We start from the raw sequence: 15,703 nt of genomic DNA on the forward strand, positions 1-15,703 counted from the left end.
ACACTACATCGACTGTGATCAAAAGCAGAATAGTGGAAACGGTTACACTAAGTTTGCTGTTTTAAACTATTGGTCACAAAAATAGCCACTTTTTCAGGATCTGATGCGTATAAAACCGAATTGTTTGGCAGTTATCACGCTATAGATATTGAGAGAATGTCTGTTTTATTATGATTTTAGGTGACTAAATAACGTATTTTGGTATCGGTTACACTGCAAGGGTAAAAAGTAGAATGATGTATCACAATCGTTAATTTGCTATTTTTGAATTAGGATCAAGTCATAATAACTTTGCGTTTTTGAGTACCATCTTTATGATTAAACAGGACTATTATGAAAGGAGTTTTATTATGTAATGATTCTAAGTAAGGATAATTTATGAATATTTTAGCGATACCAGGAAAAATGCCGATCACTGAAAAGTGGTTATATAAAATACTTTCAGCAACAGATTGGGATAGCAGCGCGATTGAAATGCACCGATTTGAAGCATGGTCGAGTGATGAAGCATTCAGTGTTAATCAAGAAATAACTTATCTGCCATCAGGGCATTATGATGTTGTGATCACTAAATCTATCGGTTGCTTAATTACATTGAAAGCGCAAAACAAGATTAGTTGGAATAGATTAGTGCTTATAGGTGTTGCATGGAGTTTATTTTCAGAGTCGGAACGTCAGCTTTTAGGTGCACTTGAAGAAAAAGCGTTGCCAGTGTTAATTATTCAAGAGAAGCACGATCCTTTTGGTACTTACGCTGAGATATCAGAGCAAGTGATAGGTAAAGATCACATTCGTTGCATTGAGGTGGAAGGGGATAGACACCAATACACTGATACCGTTGCAATTGGTAAGCTTATTAATCAATGGATAAATGAAACACAACCAGCGGTTTTATCATAATTATCAAAAATGAAACAAAAAATACTATAATGCATTTTTTCCTTTGTCATTATTCGCTACGTTACTTAATATGAACGACGTTTCTTATTGGTTGGTTAATTAATGACAAAGGATGTCGACATGAACAAAATAATCACTGTCGCAATAATGCTATTACTCACTGGGTGCACTGAAATACCCAATGATACAACATTAGAAAAAGCCTTTTATTCTGCGGCACAGTCTTCAAAAGCTAACACCATTTTAACGGTTGATAACTTTGCTAAAGTGAGTGGTTATATAAAGCAAGATCATTACATTGCTGAAATTAGTTATGACATTCGTTTTATCAGTAATCAAGAAGAACAGCAGACCGTTAATAAAGATACTCTGACCTCCGGTTTGGGCTTACACGCACTGTCAATGGAGTATGGTCAGTATAAGCTAGGGGATATTAGCAGTAATCAGCAACAAGTGATTTTTATAAAAACCAGCGCAGGTTGGCAAGTTAAAGCATAAAAAAAAGCAGCCAATGATAAGGCTGCTTTAGTACATTTTATGAATTAGGAATATTATTTATTCTTTACTGTCGCGATACGAGAACAAACAGGAATATTCGTCGCATCAAGACCAGGCGCTGTATTGTGGAAGTCAAACTCAAGCTCAACATCTGGTTTGAAGATTAAGCAGTGCGTTGAACCACCAAAGTGGAACATACCTAACTCATCTCCTTTATTAATGTGCTGACCTTCTTCTACAGTAACAGCACAAGAAGATACTTCTGCCATACCAATAGCAATGAAACACATTAAACCAATTTTAGGGTTATCAGACTCAATAAAGATCACTGCACGTGTTGCAACAGCAGTTAAGAACGGCTGCGAATTGTTAGGTGCACTATCATCAGCGCCATCAGGATTATTGAAACCTTGGTAACGGTTACCTAAGTAATATGAACCATTAACCATGAAGGTTTTCTTAATCGTACCACTCACTGGGCTGTTCCAACGGTGGTAGCTTAATGCACTAAGGAATGCTTGATAAACCGTACCGCCAACAAATTGTTCTGCCAGTGGATCAAAATCCATCATGTTTTCTAATGAGTAAGGTTGACCTTTAAGCCAGAAGCTTGAAGATTTAGCCACATTAGCCACAACTTGCAAGGGCGCAGATTCACAGGCGTTAGCGATAACATCGTCACCTTCTGCAACAGGCCTTACACCCTCTTTAAAAGTACGAGTAAAGAAATCATCCCAAGATTTAAAGCCGTAGTGTTTATCAGTTGGATCACAGTTAAAGAAATGCTCAAATGGTTTATCATGATTTTCTGAATCACTGGCTTCAGCTTGACAAGCCACAGTCACCATTTCTTTTTGAGCATTATCACTTAACCAACCAAATACTTTTGGAATGCGATCTGGGTGATTTTCAACTAATACAGAACGTGACGCTGGAGATGAAAGATATAGGCTCCAGTACGTTAGAATTTTCTTAAATTGTTGATTAACAAGTTCGTTAGCAAAGAATGCATAACCAGAATCTGTTGCCATTGGCCAGTCAAGAAGGGCGTTAATTGGAAAGCCAATTAAACCACAAGGCTCTAATGCGCCTGTTTTAGGGTCTAAAAATTCAGTACATTCTGGCGCTTGAGTCATAATATGATTTAATAAAACTAAGAACTCATCAAAACTATTTACCTCAGGTGTTTCCAAAGGTGTTAATTCTTTATGGCTTTTAGCCTCAGTGAACATATCTTGAGAAAGACGTAATAAAACAGGATCGTTTTCTACTAATTCTTTAAAGTCTGCAATCGGTTGAGCGATTGAGTGAGATGTTAAATGCGTACGTGTTTTTAAATCTTTAATCCAAGCTGCAACATGTGCTTTATTTTTAGGAAGCCAATTGCCTTTCAAAAGAGGGTATGTCTGATTCATAATTCTATACCAAATGATAATTTAAATTTAAAAACGCTAAAGCATGACACCATATTAAATATAAATTGATGTGCTCAACATTAGCAATACTTTATCGCTATCAAGATTTTAAGTCATTATCTAAAATTCAAACGTAAAAACTCAATTATATGTAATCAAGAATTCTAAACAGAGAGTTAAGTAATAATGACATATAAGCGAAATAACCATAGACCAAAAAGTCATTTAAGGTGAATTTTATTTATTTATTTTTTTATTAAAGATAAAAGCAGGGGAGAAAAACAACAAAAACGTATCTTTAATGAACTTTAATGATTTAAATTGATTATTATTTAAACTATTTTGTTTTGTTTGTTGTTGATTTTGCTTATTTTATTTTTTCAGTTCTGATAATGACAATTCAAAAGTGTGACCTGTGTCACGTTTTGTTTTTTAATTTCGGTTCATCTTAATAGCACAAACAATAAATAACTTATTTAAATTATTGGTGGAAAAAATGACTTTAAAAGTAACTGCTAAAGGTTTTGAATTACCTGATTACATGGAAGCGCATATTGAATCTGAGTTTGCTAAATTCGATAAATTCCAAGTTGTATTTCATAGTCGTAATGTATTTATGAAATTAGAACCAGGCCGTCAATTTATTGTAGAAATTGCAGTAAAGACAAATGTTGGTGATATTGAAGCATCAGCAGATGAAAAAGAATTAAGTGACGCATTAAATGCAGCATTTGCACGTTTAGAGCGTCAAATTATTAAGAAAAAAGAAAAGCCACTAGCACATCGTTCTGAATTAAATGAGCGTGATAAAGAAAACTTCTTAAAAGAAGAAGAAGCATCTGCAGAAGCTGCAGCTGACGAAGCGATTGCTGCTGAAAGTGCTAAATAATAACTTACAATAAATGAAATAAGAGTTAGCTAGTATTATTTCATTATTAGTTTGTAGTAAATACCTCGATCAATACTCATTGATCGAGGTTTTTTTATGCCGCTTGCTGATTGATGACGGTATTTTGTTTTTTAACACAGACAAAAATGGCATTACCAGAGTGGCCATTCCAAGGCACGATTTTATCGTAGCTATGTTCAAACATCGTGATATCAAAAAAAGGTGCTAACAATTGCTGTAATTGCACAAAGTTGATTGCCACCATTGGGTGATTATCACGCCAAGACTGAGTGACATTGTCAGCTGTTTTTTCAATATGCAGCTGTAATTGTTGATGTTCGCCCTCACCACCGTAATACCAACCAGATTGGAACATAAAGTGATCGCCTTCAAACTCGGTGGTATGACGCACAAAAGAACTGTTATCGATTTTATCTTTGTCGACAGCGTTAAAGCAAAATACACCATTTTCAGTTAACGCATTGTAAGCACTCTCAATACATTGCATCAATTTTTCGATATTGGCATTGTAGTGTAATGAATACAGGAAACAGGTTATTAAATCTAACGGCGCATCAACGGTAAAATTACACATGTCGTGCTGCACAAAAGTAGCTTGTGGACAACGTTGTTGAGCAATGTTGAGCATTGGCTGATTAATATCTAAGCCACTTGCTTGATAGCCATAACCAATAAAATGCTCAACGTGTGGACCAGTACCACAAGCAAGATCAAGATAACGAGTGCCTTGATTGCCAAATAGCTGGTGGAGTCTACGAATACAATTACTTTGTTCTTGGTAATCAATATCAGCACACATTAAATCATAGTAGCCAGACAAATCAGTGTATAAAGCGTTATAAGACATGGTTAACCTAATGATTATAAAGAGATTGTGTTGGTTTTTGGAATGGTCAAATTACCAAAGTTGCGCGATATTAGCCTAGCTTTGTAAATGCGCCAAACAATATTTTTTAAATTAAGCAATTAATTGAGGTAGTGCTCGCTTTATGTTTATTTGAAATATTCTAATATGTCTAGATTGGTAGTCATTGAGGGCTTTTTCTGCTGTTGTAAAGAGATTAAATATTGTTGTAAATGTTGCTTATTACTGACGGAGAGGGATAATCATCGCTCTTTAATAGAGAGAAAGAGCGATATTTTTATGCGTCTTGATAAATTTGTTTGTAAAAGTACCGCACTAACTAAAGAGCAGGCCATTAGCGCTATTATTGACGGTGAAATAATGGTCAATGGTGATGTTATCACTGACATTGCAACGCAAGTACATGAAAATAATGATGTCAGACAAGCAGGAGCGCGACTCTATCCTCGTCCATTTCGTTATCTATTAATGCACAAGCCAGCACAGACCATTTGCTCAAACATTGATGAAGTCTATCCGTCATTGTTTAATTACATTGATATAGAACGTCCACAAGAACTTCATATTGTGGGTCGATTAGATGCAGATACAACAGGTTTAGTTCTGATTACTGATGATGGACGGTGGTCATTTAATATTACTTCTCCCAATAAACTATGTCCGAAAGTATACCGAGTTAAACTTCGTCAACCCATTGATGTAAATGCGAAACAGTTATTTGCACAAGGCATTCAGTTGCAAGGTGAAACCCAGCTTACCGCACCAGCGTTATTAACCATTATTGATGAAAAGCAGGTGTTATTAACCATCACTGAAGGTAAGTTTCATCAAGTAAAACGTATGTTTTCAAGCATTGGCAATAAAGTTGTTGGCTTACATCGTGAGACTATTGGTGATGTAACGTTAGATGTTAGCGAAGGTCAATGGCGCTATTTAACCAGTGATGAAATTAAGGCATTACGCCAATAATAAATACCAACAATGGTGCGATACCGTGATATAAAATGAGTATCGCGGCATGTAATTTAATGAGGATAAATCGGTGAAAAAAAGTCAATTAGGTTTTCTTGTGGTGGCAGCAACAATGCTTTTAGCTGGCTGTAGTGGCGAAGCAACGGTGACTGCGACTCCTGTGAAAAATGTTGATACTGTATCGGTAACATCACCTGAAGATATTGATGTTTTTTGTCCAACGGGTATTTGTACTTTTGAATTATCAACTTCTGCGCCAACAAAAGTAACCGTTACTATGCACTATGACTACAGCAAGCTTTACACCAAAATCGAAGGAGTAAGTGTTGTTGGTGAAGGTGCAAAAGACGCTAAAGTGGTTGATGAAGATCAATTCACTGTTGAACTAACCAAAAAGAATACCCCAGTAAAAATTGAAGTGATTGATTTTTACCGTAACTAAATAGCTTTTGCTGGAATATTATTAAGCAGTCTTTACTTATCTAAGGACTGCGTTCTACATATCCTCATACACACCTTTCATTACAATAACCAATCAAAACTCAATAAAACATCACTATATAATTGCTACTTATTGGTTATTAAGGCTTTTCTTTTTTTATGATTAGATTGCATTTCTTTGGTTAAGTGCGGTAGCGATTTTTTATCATGAACTAAATGTCTGATTGCCATAATAGGGTGCTTGAGTAACATTTTTGGCCCTGAATAACGCATTATCGTTTGTGATTTGAGCTTTTGTTGTGGCTTATAACAATGGATAGGGCATTGCTTACAGCTGGGTTTGTTTTCGCCATAAGGGCAGCGATCAAGACGGTGTTTTACATAGTTTCTAAATTGCTCACAATCAGTACAACGCTGAAATGGGGTAATGTTGGTTTGATGGTGATTTAAGCAATAAAGGTCAATCATTGCGGTTATGGTATTAAATTCAGTATTAAGTCTACCAAATAGACCAAAGTTAGTGTCTTTATCCACGTTTATCACCGTTATGAGTAAAAGGAATTATTCTAACGCTTATAAAGATGCATTTTAAATAAAAGTTTCATAAAAATGATAAATTATGACGATAAACTCGCATTACTTTAGCAATAAGTATTAATAATGTTGATGAATTGATAAATTTAATGATTAAACACAAGAAACATGCCGAGATGGCTTGATTTAACGGGAGTTGAGCAGTAGTATCCACGCCTCGATTTTTATGGTGGTGTATATGAGCAGATTTGAGTGCCTTGAAAGAATTGTCGACGAATATCGTAAAAAAGTTCGTGACGCAGAGTTTAACCGTCAGAACGATAGTGAAGTTGCTAAAGTTCTAGTTTTATTAGTCGGTAACTCAATGTTCAGTCTGGCTGATGAATTTGCTGATTGGGTTAATCGTGGCGGTGATCGTAGCTACGGCGGTAAGTTTTTTGTTTCTAAGCAACTGATGACATTGCTAGAGCCAGTAACATTCCGTGGTGTAACGGTTCGTCGTGATTCGATTAAACTATTCAGAATTTCATAAACCTGAGTGGCTTCCAATCGTTATTCAATGACTCTCCGATAGAAAAATTGAAAAACAGATTTTTGATCTAGCTGTTCAGCGTGGTCAATAAAAAGGGGATGCTGCGGCATCCCTTTTTTGTTGATTGCTATTGGTTATATATTAGTTTATTGCTTTCATTGCTTGAGTTTTATCATTGGTCATTTCGAAATTTAGCTCGCCATTGTTGCGAAGTTCACGATGATTAAATGAGAAATTCTTGTCTAATTGCTTGCCGTTAATAGATACCGATTTAACGTAGATACTTTCTTCACTGTTGTTTTTTGCCGTGATTGTGAAGAAACCATCATGAACAGGCATGACTATTTTATCAAAGATAGGGCGACCAATGGTGTAAGTTGGATCCGCTGGACTGACTTGGTAGAAGCCCATTGCCGACATAATGTACCAAGCCGACATTTGTCCGACATCTTCGTTACCAATCAGTCCTTCTTGAGTCGGGTGGTAGAAATCGTTCATCGCTTGGTTGACAACTTCTTGTGTTCTCCAAGGCTCTGCCGTCCAGTTGTATAGGTAAGGTACGTGATGATCCGGTTCGTTACCCATAACAAATTGACCGATGTAACCTGACATATCATGAGATTGAGAAGTATCAGCGTTTGAATCCGCATTAAATAGACCATTTAGGTTAGCAAGCATTGCAGCTTGACCTTTTTCAGTCATTATTTCTGGCGTATTTAAATCACTACGGGCATTGAATTGACCCGCCATGATATTAGCTAAACCTGAGACACTGTGAGGTGCAAACCATGTCCACTGCCACGCATTGCCTTCAGTGAAGTCTTCGCCGCGATGTTCTGCGCGGTATGGCCAGAATAGGTCATTTTCATCAAGGTGCTTACGCTCTTTACACCAAGTGTAATCACGTCCTTCAGGAATTAATAACTTTAGATTTTTGTCTAAGCATTCATCGTTAAGATTATTAGCAAAGACTTTTTCACCATTTAAATGATATACAGGACGCATAAAGCCAGTAATGCCTAATGGTTTTCCATCTGCGCTTTGCATTTTTCCGTAAAATTCAGGATTGTGGTCAAAGTAGTTCTTAAATGATTCTGAGCGCTTCATGTAGCGATTAAATGCTTCTTCATTATTAGCAAGCTTAGCTATCTGTGCGACACACCAATCGTAATAGGCATTTTCTAAACCATATGATACTGATTCATTGACTAAGCCATCAAATTTATCTGTTGCAATACCGTCAACATAAGCCGGTTTATTTTTGTCATTAGGATTCCATTTTATATTTGCTGGAATATATCCTAATTCTTGCTGATATTGGTTGTGTTTAGTCATGACGGTAAAACGTTTGTCACCATTCCAAGCATCACGATAAGGCACCCAACTATCTGTGATATCCTCGTTAAATCCTAGTGTATCGTCAGCCGCTTTAAGTGCTAATTCGAAGTGTTCCTGAGTAAATTCTTCTGGGTGTTTAACCATTATATCGGCAATAACGGATACAGCGGGATGACCCACCATTTCACCAGTGTAATCTGAATGTAATTCCCATTTAGGAAGCACACCACCTGTTTTATACTTGTTTAATAGGTCAAGGGCGTAATCAACGGCACGATCTTTATCAACAATTGTTTTAAGTGGGTGAGATGCACGGAATGTATCCCACATAGAATAAACAGACATGTTAACTAGATCACCATCAGATTGATGGATCTTGCCATCCATACCACGGTAACGACCATCAACATCTTGGTAGATAAATGGGGCAATATAGGTGCGATAGAGAGAGGTATAGAACATTGTCTTATCGGCTTCTTTACCGCCGTTTACCTCAAAATCGCCAAGGACTTCAGCCCATGCCATGCGGTTTTGCTTCACCACATTGTCAAAGTTGAAATCATTATTGTCAGCTTCTAAGTTATTAATAGCACCTTGAATATCAGTACCTGAAATAGCAACTTTAACCGTGATTGGGGCATCACCTTTACCAAAGTTAAGATGTGTCATTACATCGTTAGCCATAGCTAATTTACGTGCGTCTGCCGGCGTTGGTTCGTTTGGCATAGCAACATGTTCAGCATAGCCATTGTAATCAGCTAAGCCGACTTCTGTGGCATCGATAGGGATCAATGTTCCAGGGTTATTAACTAACGTTCCAGCTTCCATTGCGTAACGTTTTTTAGCGTATAAGTTCTCTTCAATAATCGGCTCTGAAAACTCCGCAACAAAGAATACAGTTTGCCACTGTCCCCATTCGTTAGATGTACGTGCACCCACAACTGTAGTGTCATTAAGACGTTTATAATAGATATTACGTGAGTGGTTACCATAAACTTCTAATAGTTCATGTTGTAAATCGATTCGAACTTTACGATCTTCACCTTCAGGGAAAGTGTAACGTTGGAAAGCGACGCGATCAGTTGCTGATAATTCAGCTTTAACGCCAGTTTCATTTAATTCTACTGCATAATATCCAACTTCTGCAGTTTCTGATTTTTTGTCCATACTTGGAGCATCAGTATTAAAACCAGTGTAGGGTAAAAATGCGAAGTCGTTTAAGTCACCTTTACCCGCACCTGAAATGTGGGTCATAGTGAAGCCGGATAAATGGGTATTTGATGGATCGTATTCTGATGGTGATCCTTTACCGTTCCAACCATTAGGATTCCAGTTATCTGGAGAGGGTTGAATCATACCTTCAGGCATAACAGGTGATGGGTTAACGTTGCCTAATCCTTTGGTACCGATCATCGTATCAACGTATTTCAGAACAGAAGAGGTTTCGATTTCTGGTGATTTATTTGTATGATTATCGTTGTCACTATTATTACAACCAGTAACACTCATTAAACCAAGCATTACAGACACAGTAAGAGCCGTACGTTTAAATTGCATTTGAAATCCTTATTCAAATATTTAAAGTAAGGAGGAGGTAGAACTCCTCCTTATTTATATAAAATATGCGTCGTGGTTATTTAGCTAGATTTGGCTGCATTGCTTCTGATTTATCATTCGTCATGACAAAACGTAGCTCACCACCAGCTTTGAACTCTTCGTGTTTGAATGTATTGAACACATCCAATGGCTTTCCGTTAATAGTGACAGATTTAACATATAAGTTGTCTGGGCCATTATTTTCAGCAATCACAGTAAATGTGCCAGAGCCAATATTGACTGTTGCTTTATCAAATAGTGGACGACCGATAGAGTAAGTAGGATCAGTCGGCGCAATTTGGTAGAAACCTAATGCAGACATGATGTACCAAGCAGACATTTGACCAACATCTTCATTACCAATGATGCCATCAGGTGTTGGTTTATAGAATTGGTCATTAACTTGATCGACGTATTCTTGAACCTTATATGATTCAGTTGTACGGTTGTAGAGGTAGATCACGTGGTGAGATGGTTCATTACCGTGAATGTACTGGCCAATATAACCGGTCATATCTTGGTGCTGATCACCTTGGTTTGAATTTGCTGTAAACAAGTTATTTAGCTTTTGATTTAAACCGAAAGTACCACCCATTATTTCAGTTAATTTATCCAAATCTTGCATGAATGCCCACTGCCATTGCCATGCATTACCTTCAGTAAAGGCATAAGCATCAGCGACATATGGATCATATTTGCCGTCTTTGTAGAATTTAGGTTCCCATTCAGTACCTGAGCCGACTAAGGTTTCACACTTATTATCGCCAACTTGAACTTTAGGTACGAAGAAGCCTGATTCTTTATCCCAATGTGATAGAGAGTTATAAGAACGAGCTTTAAATTCTTCGTATGCTTCGATGTTACCAGCAGCTTTCGCCATTTCTGCGATAGTCCAGTCGTAGAATGAGAATTCTAACGAGTAAGAGACTGAGTTCCAGTTAGGAATACGAACACATGTTTCATTGACGTGGTAGTTCAATTGACCAGCCATCAAAGATCCTAAGATACCATCATTAATTTGAGGGAAATTATGTGGACGGTAATGTGCAGATTTAACAGACGCTTCAAATGCTTCTTGAGGTTCAACCAAGCCTTTAGTTACAGCGTCACCTACAATAGCTGTTGATGGATAACCGATCATTGTCCCGGTTTCTGAACCATGACCTTCCCATTTAGGTAACATGCCGAATTCATCGTTAGATTTACGAATTAAATCTTTAACGTACAATGTCGCTTGTTTAGGATCGATAATTGTCCACATTGGGTGAACGGCACGGAAGGTATCCCACGTTGAATAAATAGAGTAGTTTGGTACGTCGCCATTTTTAAGCGTACGAACAGTACCCAGCATGTCAACATAACGACCATCAACATCATAAAATTCGATTGGTGCGATCATCATGTGATACATAGCAGTGTAGAAGTTGGTTTTTTCAGCTTCTGTTCCACCTTCAACTTTGATTTTCGATAATTTTTCAGCCCATGCATGCTCTGCATTTTTTTTAACTTGTGCGAAATCGAATGTTGGTGCTTCTGCCTCTAAGTTCTTTTGTGCGCCATGCCAATTAACAGGAGATATACCAACACGAATTTCTAATGGCTTATCATTTTGCTCAAATTGTAGGAAAGTCGTTAAATCCTCACCTTGATAAACAGCGCCTTGACGCATTTCATTGGTTGATGGTTCATTGCCATCTTTGCCTAAGAATGCTTTAGCAACAGGTTCATTAAACTTGGCGTAAAAGAAGATTTCTTGACCTTGGTGATCTTGACCTTGGAACCAACCTGTAGAGGTTTTTTTACCACGAATGGTGTAATCATCAATGATCTCAATTTTATTTTTAACCGTTGCGCCGTTATTATTTTCTAAGGTATGTCCTAAGTCGATTTTAATATTACGATCAGCACCATTCTCAAATATATATTTATGTAGTCCAACACGTTTTGTTGTTGTTAATTCTACTTCAATATTACCTTTATTAAGTTTTGTCTTATAAAAACCAGCAGATGCTAATTCGTTTTCTTTATCAAAATCATTAATATTATGATTAGAAATATCAGAATAAGGAAGAATTAAAATATCACCTAAATCAGTTGCACCTGTTCCTGATAAATGTGTATGAGAGAAACCATATAATGGAATATTGGTTGCTATAATATCGTTATTTTCATAATCTGAAGCATCCCAATAACCAGAAGCTGAATGCCATGGGTTTAGGCTGCTTTCGTGATCAATTTCTGAACCGATAAACGTATCTGGTGATAATTGAACCATACCAGCAGGAATCACTGCTCCTGGGAATGTATGGCCACTCGCTGCTGTACCAATCATTGGATTTACGTGTTTTAATACGCTTAAATCAACGGTTGAAGATACAGGGATTTCAATAGCTGATTTGTCGGTATTATTATCATTATTACAACCAGTAATATTAATAAAACCAGCCATTACTGAAATAGCAACTAGAGTACGTTTAAATTTCATTATTAATCCTTTAGGGTGAAACAATATATTACAGTTAATTTGTGTTTTATTTAAAAATAACAAACGAACATTATGATAAATAAAGTAATTGAAGTTGTTTAAAATAAACAAATGAATGGATGTTAATTATTTCTTATCAAGGGCTATTTAAAATAGCCCTTTGTAAGAATAACTATTAGCTCATGAACGTTTTTGCTTTTTTCATTGCTTCTTTTGTTGAACACTCAATAATATTTACACCATTGAAACGTTCTGCTTCTTTGATAGCAATATCGTGTGCAAGAATCACAAACTTAGCATTTTGAATATCAGCAGTTGTTAGGCGATTTTGAATGCCATTCTGACCTTGCGTTTCTACTTTTGCTTTTAAGCCAAGTTCTTTAGCTGCTTTGTAAATAGCTTTCTCAGCCATGAACGTGTGTGCAACACCAGAAGGGCAGCAAGTGATAGCGATAACATCGTACTCACCTTCGCCAGCAACAGGTGCTGTGTCAGCTTGTACTGGTGCTTTTTCTGCAACAGCTACTGTTTCATCTTCAATAACAACAGGTTTCCACATACCTACAATAACAGCTGTTGTGAATGAACCTGCAAGAATACCTGCAACGTACATTGGAATGTTGCTAGAAACTGGCGCAGTAATTAATCCACCCCAAGGTGCATGTAGAAGTACATCAGTAGCAAAACCAAAGACACAGCCAACCATACCACCAATAACGATAGACGGTAGAACACGCATTGGGTCATTTGCTGCAAATGGGATAGCACCTTCAGAGATACCAATAGAACCCATGATTGCCGCAGCTTTACCTGCTTCACGCTCTTCTGTAGAGAATTTCTTTTTGAACATGAATGTTGCTAATGCCATACCTAGTGGTGGAGTACAGATAGCGATACCTACGCCACCCATCAACCAAGGTTGTGTATCAACTTGTGTTTGTGCAAATAGTGTCGCTACTTTATTGATTGGGCCACCCATGTCAAATGCAGTCATACCACCTAAGATTGCACCCAGTACCGCTTTAGAAGACCCCGCCATTGAAGCTAGGAATGCGTTCATACCAGCCATGAAACCAGCGATAGCAGCACCTAAGCCCCACATTACGATACCCGCACTAATTAACGTACCTGCAAGTGGGTATAGGAAGTACACGCCAAGTGCTGATAAGTGGTTAGGAATTGGGATCTTTTTAAGTTGTAGCACTACGAAGCCAGAAATGAAGCCAGCGATAATACAGCCTAGGAAACCACCACCCATATCAGCCATGATGCCTGAAGCGATAAATGCTGGTGCAAGAGCGGGTTTATCTGCAATTGAGTAACCGATAAAGCCACCAAGGATGATTGGGAATAAAACCAGACCCTTAATTGCAATTGTTGAAATATCTTTCAGAATACCAGTATCAGGAACCGCACCTTTACCTGTTGCCATTACTGCAAGAGCAAGAAGAACACCACCAGCTACAACGAAAGGTAGCATGTGAGATGTACCAAAAAGTAGGTGTTGTTTCATGGTCGATAGGGTTTGTTTCCAATCACGCCCTTGACCGTTAGTCATTGTTGTCGTAGTCATCTTTATTCCATTAAAGTTTGTTAATTAAAATTGATCAGATAAGAGAACATCTAACGCTTCTTGTTCTGTGGTCACGTTATGCATTGCTTCAATAAACTCATCGCCGAATTTACCGAATAATTCTTGTAGTACGTAGATATGATGATCAGCACCGTTATCAGGAGAAGCAATCATAAAGAAAAGAGAGGGTTCATTACCGTCTTCATCACCATATTCGATCGTTGCTTTTTTAATGCCAACAGCGATTGCGGGTTCTAATACCGCTGTAGATTTAGCATGAGGGTAGGCGATACCATCCATACAGGTGATGCTGTCAGATTCACGTTGTTTAATATCAGCTAAGAACTTAGCTTTATCATCAATACGATTATTTTCATGAAGAAGGTTAACTAATTCTTGAAATAACTCATCTTTGTTTGTCGCACTAAGATTAATCTTAATAAGATTGGTATTTACTAAAGTAGAAAGCATGATTTTTCTCGAGCCAGTGTTTTAAGTGAGATGGAGTATATCCACTTAATTACAAAAAATTGCATGCTTGGTCACGCTTTTATTTTATGACAAAGATAGGATAAAAACCTTGAGGGGAAAGTCACATAATAAGTTAACAGAATAATATAATGAAAAATTCTGATTACATAGTTTTTACATTTGGTGTTATTTTTCTTTAAGTGCAATAGAGTTTATATTATTCATTTACGGTATTTATTTCAGTATGTTACTGCATTATGTTTTTGTGGAATATCTATTGAGTGTTTTTTTGTAGCTGGTTTGTTGTTTTAATGATCTCATTTATTTTTAGTGAATGTATTTAATTGTAATTAAATAACCTGGCGGTACTAAACTCTGGCACGAAAGTGTATGATCTTTATTTGCAAGAGGATAAATTTTCACACTAACACTATAAATAAAATATAAAAAAAGAAGGTAATTCATGGACGCTGAATTTTGGCATAGCCGTTGGGCTGAAGATCGGATTGGTTTTCACTTAACCGACGTTAACCCGTTATTAATAAAATACTGGCCTCATGTTAATGCTCAACGTGATGATCGCGTGCTTGTTCCTATGTGCGGCAAGTCTGAAGATCTAGTATGGTTAGCGGGTCGTCATAACGATGTTGTTGGTATCGAACTAAGCGACATCGCAGTGAAAGCATTCTTTGCTGAGAATCTCTATACGCCGTTAGTAACAGGCGTAGGGAGCGAGCATGTGTATTCTTTTGATGAGATCACGATTTATCAGGGTGATTATTTTACTGTGCCTGTCGCGCCAGTGGATGTGGTTTATGATCGCGCCGCTTTAATTGCGATGCCACAATCAATGCGTGAACGTTATGTCGAGCGCTTATTGAGTTTGGTAAAGCCAGGTGGACGAATTTTATTGGTGACATTGGATTATCCACAATCGCAAATGGATGGACCGCCGTTTTCTGTACCTGAAGCTGAAATCACAACGTTATTCAGTGGCTGTAAGATCACCCATTTAGCGCGTGATGACGCAGATGAAAACCATCCTCGTCGTCGACAGGGAGTCGAGCGCTTTGCTGAAGAAGTGTGGTTAATTGAAGTGTAATTAGCGCTCATAAGGTGAGATAAATAATAAAGGCGTCATTACGACGCCTTTGTTGTTTTTATTGCGCAGCT

Annotated in this window: 14 protein-coding genes; 7 read left to right on the forward strand and 7 right to left on the reverse strand. The window is 37.4% G+C overall.

Annotated features, from left to right (window positions below; all coding sequences use genetic code 11):
- Positions 1–378: 378 nt before the first annotated feature.
- A complete protein-coding gene (locus G6R09_RS13005) occupies positions 379–900 on the forward strand; it encodes a hypothetical protein (protein WP_163922899.1) in 522 nt (173 codons plus the stop codon).
- Between the two features lie 120 nt (positions 901–1,020).
- A complete protein-coding gene (locus G6R09_RS13010; RefSeq protein WP_065168478.1) occupies positions 1,021–1,398 on the forward strand; it encodes a hypothetical protein in 378 nt (125 codons plus the stop codon).
- Positions 1,399–1,451: 53 nt separating this feature from the next.
- Here G6R09_RS13010 and G6R09_RS13015 read toward each other — a convergent pair whose 3' ends face one another.
- Positions 1,452–2,813, reverse strand: coding sequence for a phosphatidylserine decarboxylase family protein (locus tag G6R09_RS13015; RefSeq protein ID WP_163922902.1), 1,362 nt, complete (start codon positions 2,811–2,813; stop codon positions 1,452–1,454).
- A 496-nt stretch (positions 2,814–3,309) separates the two neighbouring features.
- Between G6R09_RS13015 and hpf the strand changes: the two genes are divergently transcribed.
- Positions 3,310–3,702, forward strand: a complete 393-nt coding sequence (hpf, locus tag G6R09_RS13020) for a ribosome hibernation-promoting factor, HPF/YfiA family (RefSeq protein ID WP_065168476.1) — start codon at positions 3,310–3,312, stop codon at positions 3,700–3,702.
- Between the two features lie 94 nt (positions 3,703–3,796).
- On the opposite strand, the gene G6R09_RS13025 is transcribed toward hpf, so the two are convergent.
- Positions 3,797–4,570, reverse strand: a complete 774-nt coding sequence (locus G6R09_RS13025) for a class I SAM-dependent methyltransferase (RefSeq protein WP_065176839.1) — start codon at positions 4,568–4,570, stop codon at positions 3,797–3,799.
- Between the two features lie 297 nt (positions 4,571–4,867).
- Here G6R09_RS13025 and G6R09_RS13030 point away from each other — a divergent pair, with 297 nt between their 5' ends.
- Positions 4,868–5,557, forward strand: a complete 690-nt coding sequence (locus G6R09_RS13030; RefSeq protein WP_163922905.1) for a pseudouridine synthase — start codon at positions 4,868–4,870, stop codon at positions 5,555–5,557.
- Between the two features lie 73 nt (positions 5,558–5,630).
- Positions 5,631–6,002 (forward strand): spore gernimation protein, encoded by a 372-nt coding sequence (locus G6R09_RS13035; RefSeq protein WP_065168473.1) that lies wholly within the window; start codon positions 5,631–5,633, stop codon positions 6,000–6,002.
- 125 nt (positions 6,003–6,127) lie between these two features.
- Here G6R09_RS13035 and G6R09_RS13040 read toward each other — a convergent pair whose 3' ends face one another.
- On the reverse strand, positions 6,128–6,535 hold the full coding sequence (locus G6R09_RS13040; protein WP_163922908.1) for a nitrous oxide-stimulated promoter family protein: 408 nt from the start codon (positions 6,533–6,535) through the stop codon (positions 6,128–6,130).
- 238 nt (positions 6,536–6,773) lie between these two features.
- Between G6R09_RS13040 and G6R09_RS13045 the strand changes: the two genes are divergently transcribed.
- A complete protein-coding gene (locus G6R09_RS13045) occupies positions 6,774–7,067 on the forward strand; it encodes a hypothetical protein (protein WP_005367981.1) in 294 nt (97 codons plus the stop codon).
- Positions 7,068–7,208: 141 nt separating this feature from the next.
- Here the strand turns inward: G6R09_RS13045 and G6R09_RS13050 are convergent, their stop codons facing one another.
- The 4 genes from G6R09_RS13050 to G6R09_RS13065 form a co-directional block, all read right to left on the reverse strand.
- Positions 7,209–9,962: a GH92 family glycosyl hydrolase gene (locus tag G6R09_RS13050; RefSeq protein ID WP_163922911.1), complete on the reverse strand. Its 2,754-nt coding sequence runs from the start codon at positions 9,960–9,962 to the stop codon at positions 7,209–7,211.
- A gap of 76 nt (positions 9,963–10,038) precedes the next feature.
- Positions 10,039–12,486 (reverse strand): GH92 family glycosyl hydrolase, encoded by a 2,448-nt coding sequence (locus tag G6R09_RS13055; RefSeq protein ID WP_163922923.1) that lies wholly within the window; start codon positions 12,484–12,486, stop codon positions 10,039–10,041.
- Between the two features lie 175 nt (positions 12,487–12,661).
- A complete protein-coding gene (locus G6R09_RS13060; protein WP_065168471.1) occupies positions 12,662–14,059 on the reverse strand; it encodes a fructose-specific PTS transporter subunit EIIC in 1,398 nt (465 codons plus the stop codon).
- A 24-nt stretch (positions 14,060–14,083) separates the two neighbouring features.
- The gene (locus G6R09_RS13065; RefSeq protein ID WP_065168470.1) at positions 14,084–14,530 is read right to left on the reverse strand and encodes a PTS sugar transporter subunit IIA; all 447 of its coding nucleotides are present in this window, start codon (positions 14,528–14,530) and stop codon (positions 14,084–14,086) included.
- A 463-nt stretch (positions 14,531–14,993) separates the two neighbouring features.
- Here G6R09_RS13065 and G6R09_RS13070 point away from each other — a divergent pair, with 463 nt between their 5' ends.
- Positions 14,994–15,632 carry a thiopurine S-methyltransferase gene (locus G6R09_RS13070; protein ID WP_163922925.1) on the forward strand — a complete coding sequence of 213 codons (639 nt, stop codon included), beginning with the start codon at positions 14,994–14,996 and terminating at the stop codon, positions 15,630–15,632.
- The last annotated feature ends 71 nt before the right edge of the window (positions 15,633–15,703 follow it).

It is taken from the genome of Photobacterium sp. Alg240-V54 (genome assembly GCF_900537155.1).
GTDB lineage: Bacteria > Pseudomonadota > Gammaproteobacteria > Enterobacterales > Vibrionaceae > Photobacterium.

Coding starts and splice junctions, on each gene's coding strand:
- G6R09_RS13005 (WP_163922899.1), top strand. CDS start 379: ATGAATATTTTAGCGATACCAGGAAAAATGCCGATCACTGAAAAGTGG.
- G6R09_RS13010 (WP_065168478.1), top strand. CDS start 1,021: ATGAACAAAATAATCACTGTCGCAATAATGCTATTACTCACTGGGTGC.
- G6R09_RS13015 (WP_163922902.1), bottom strand. CDS start 2,813: ATGAATCAGACATACCCTCTTTTGAAAGGCAATTGGCTTCCTAAAAAT.
- hpf (WP_065168476.1), top strand. CDS start 3,310: ATGACTTTAAAAGTAACTGCTAAAGGTTTTGAATTACCTGATTACATG.
- G6R09_RS13025 (WP_065176839.1), bottom strand. CDS start 4,570: ATGTCTTATAACGCTTTATACACTGATTTGTCTGGCTACTATGATTTA.
- G6R09_RS13030 (WP_163922905.1), top strand. CDS start 4,868: ATGCGTCTTGATAAATTTGTTTGTAAAAGTACCGCACTAACTAAAGAG.
- G6R09_RS13045 (WP_005367981.1), top strand. CDS start 6,774: ATGAGCAGATTTGAGTGCCTTGAAAGAATTGTCGACGAATATCGTAAA.
- G6R09_RS13050 (WP_163922911.1), bottom strand. CDS start 9,962: ATGCAATTTAAACGTACGGCTCTTACTGTGTCTGTAATGCTTGGTTTA.
- G6R09_RS13055 (WP_163922923.1), bottom strand. CDS start 12,486: ATGAAATTTAAACGTACTCTAGTTGCTATTTCAGTAATGGCTGGTTTT.
- G6R09_RS13060 (WP_065168471.1), bottom strand. CDS start 14,059: ATGACTACGACAACAATGACTAACGGTCAAGGGCGTGATTGGAAACAA.
- G6R09_RS13065 (WP_065168470.1), bottom strand. CDS start 14,530: ATGCTTTCTACTTTAGTAAATACCAATCTTATTAAGATTAATCTTAGT.
- G6R09_RS13070 (WP_163922925.1), top strand. CDS start 14,994: ATGGACGCTGAATTTTGGCATAGCCGTTGGGCTGAAGATCGGATTGGT.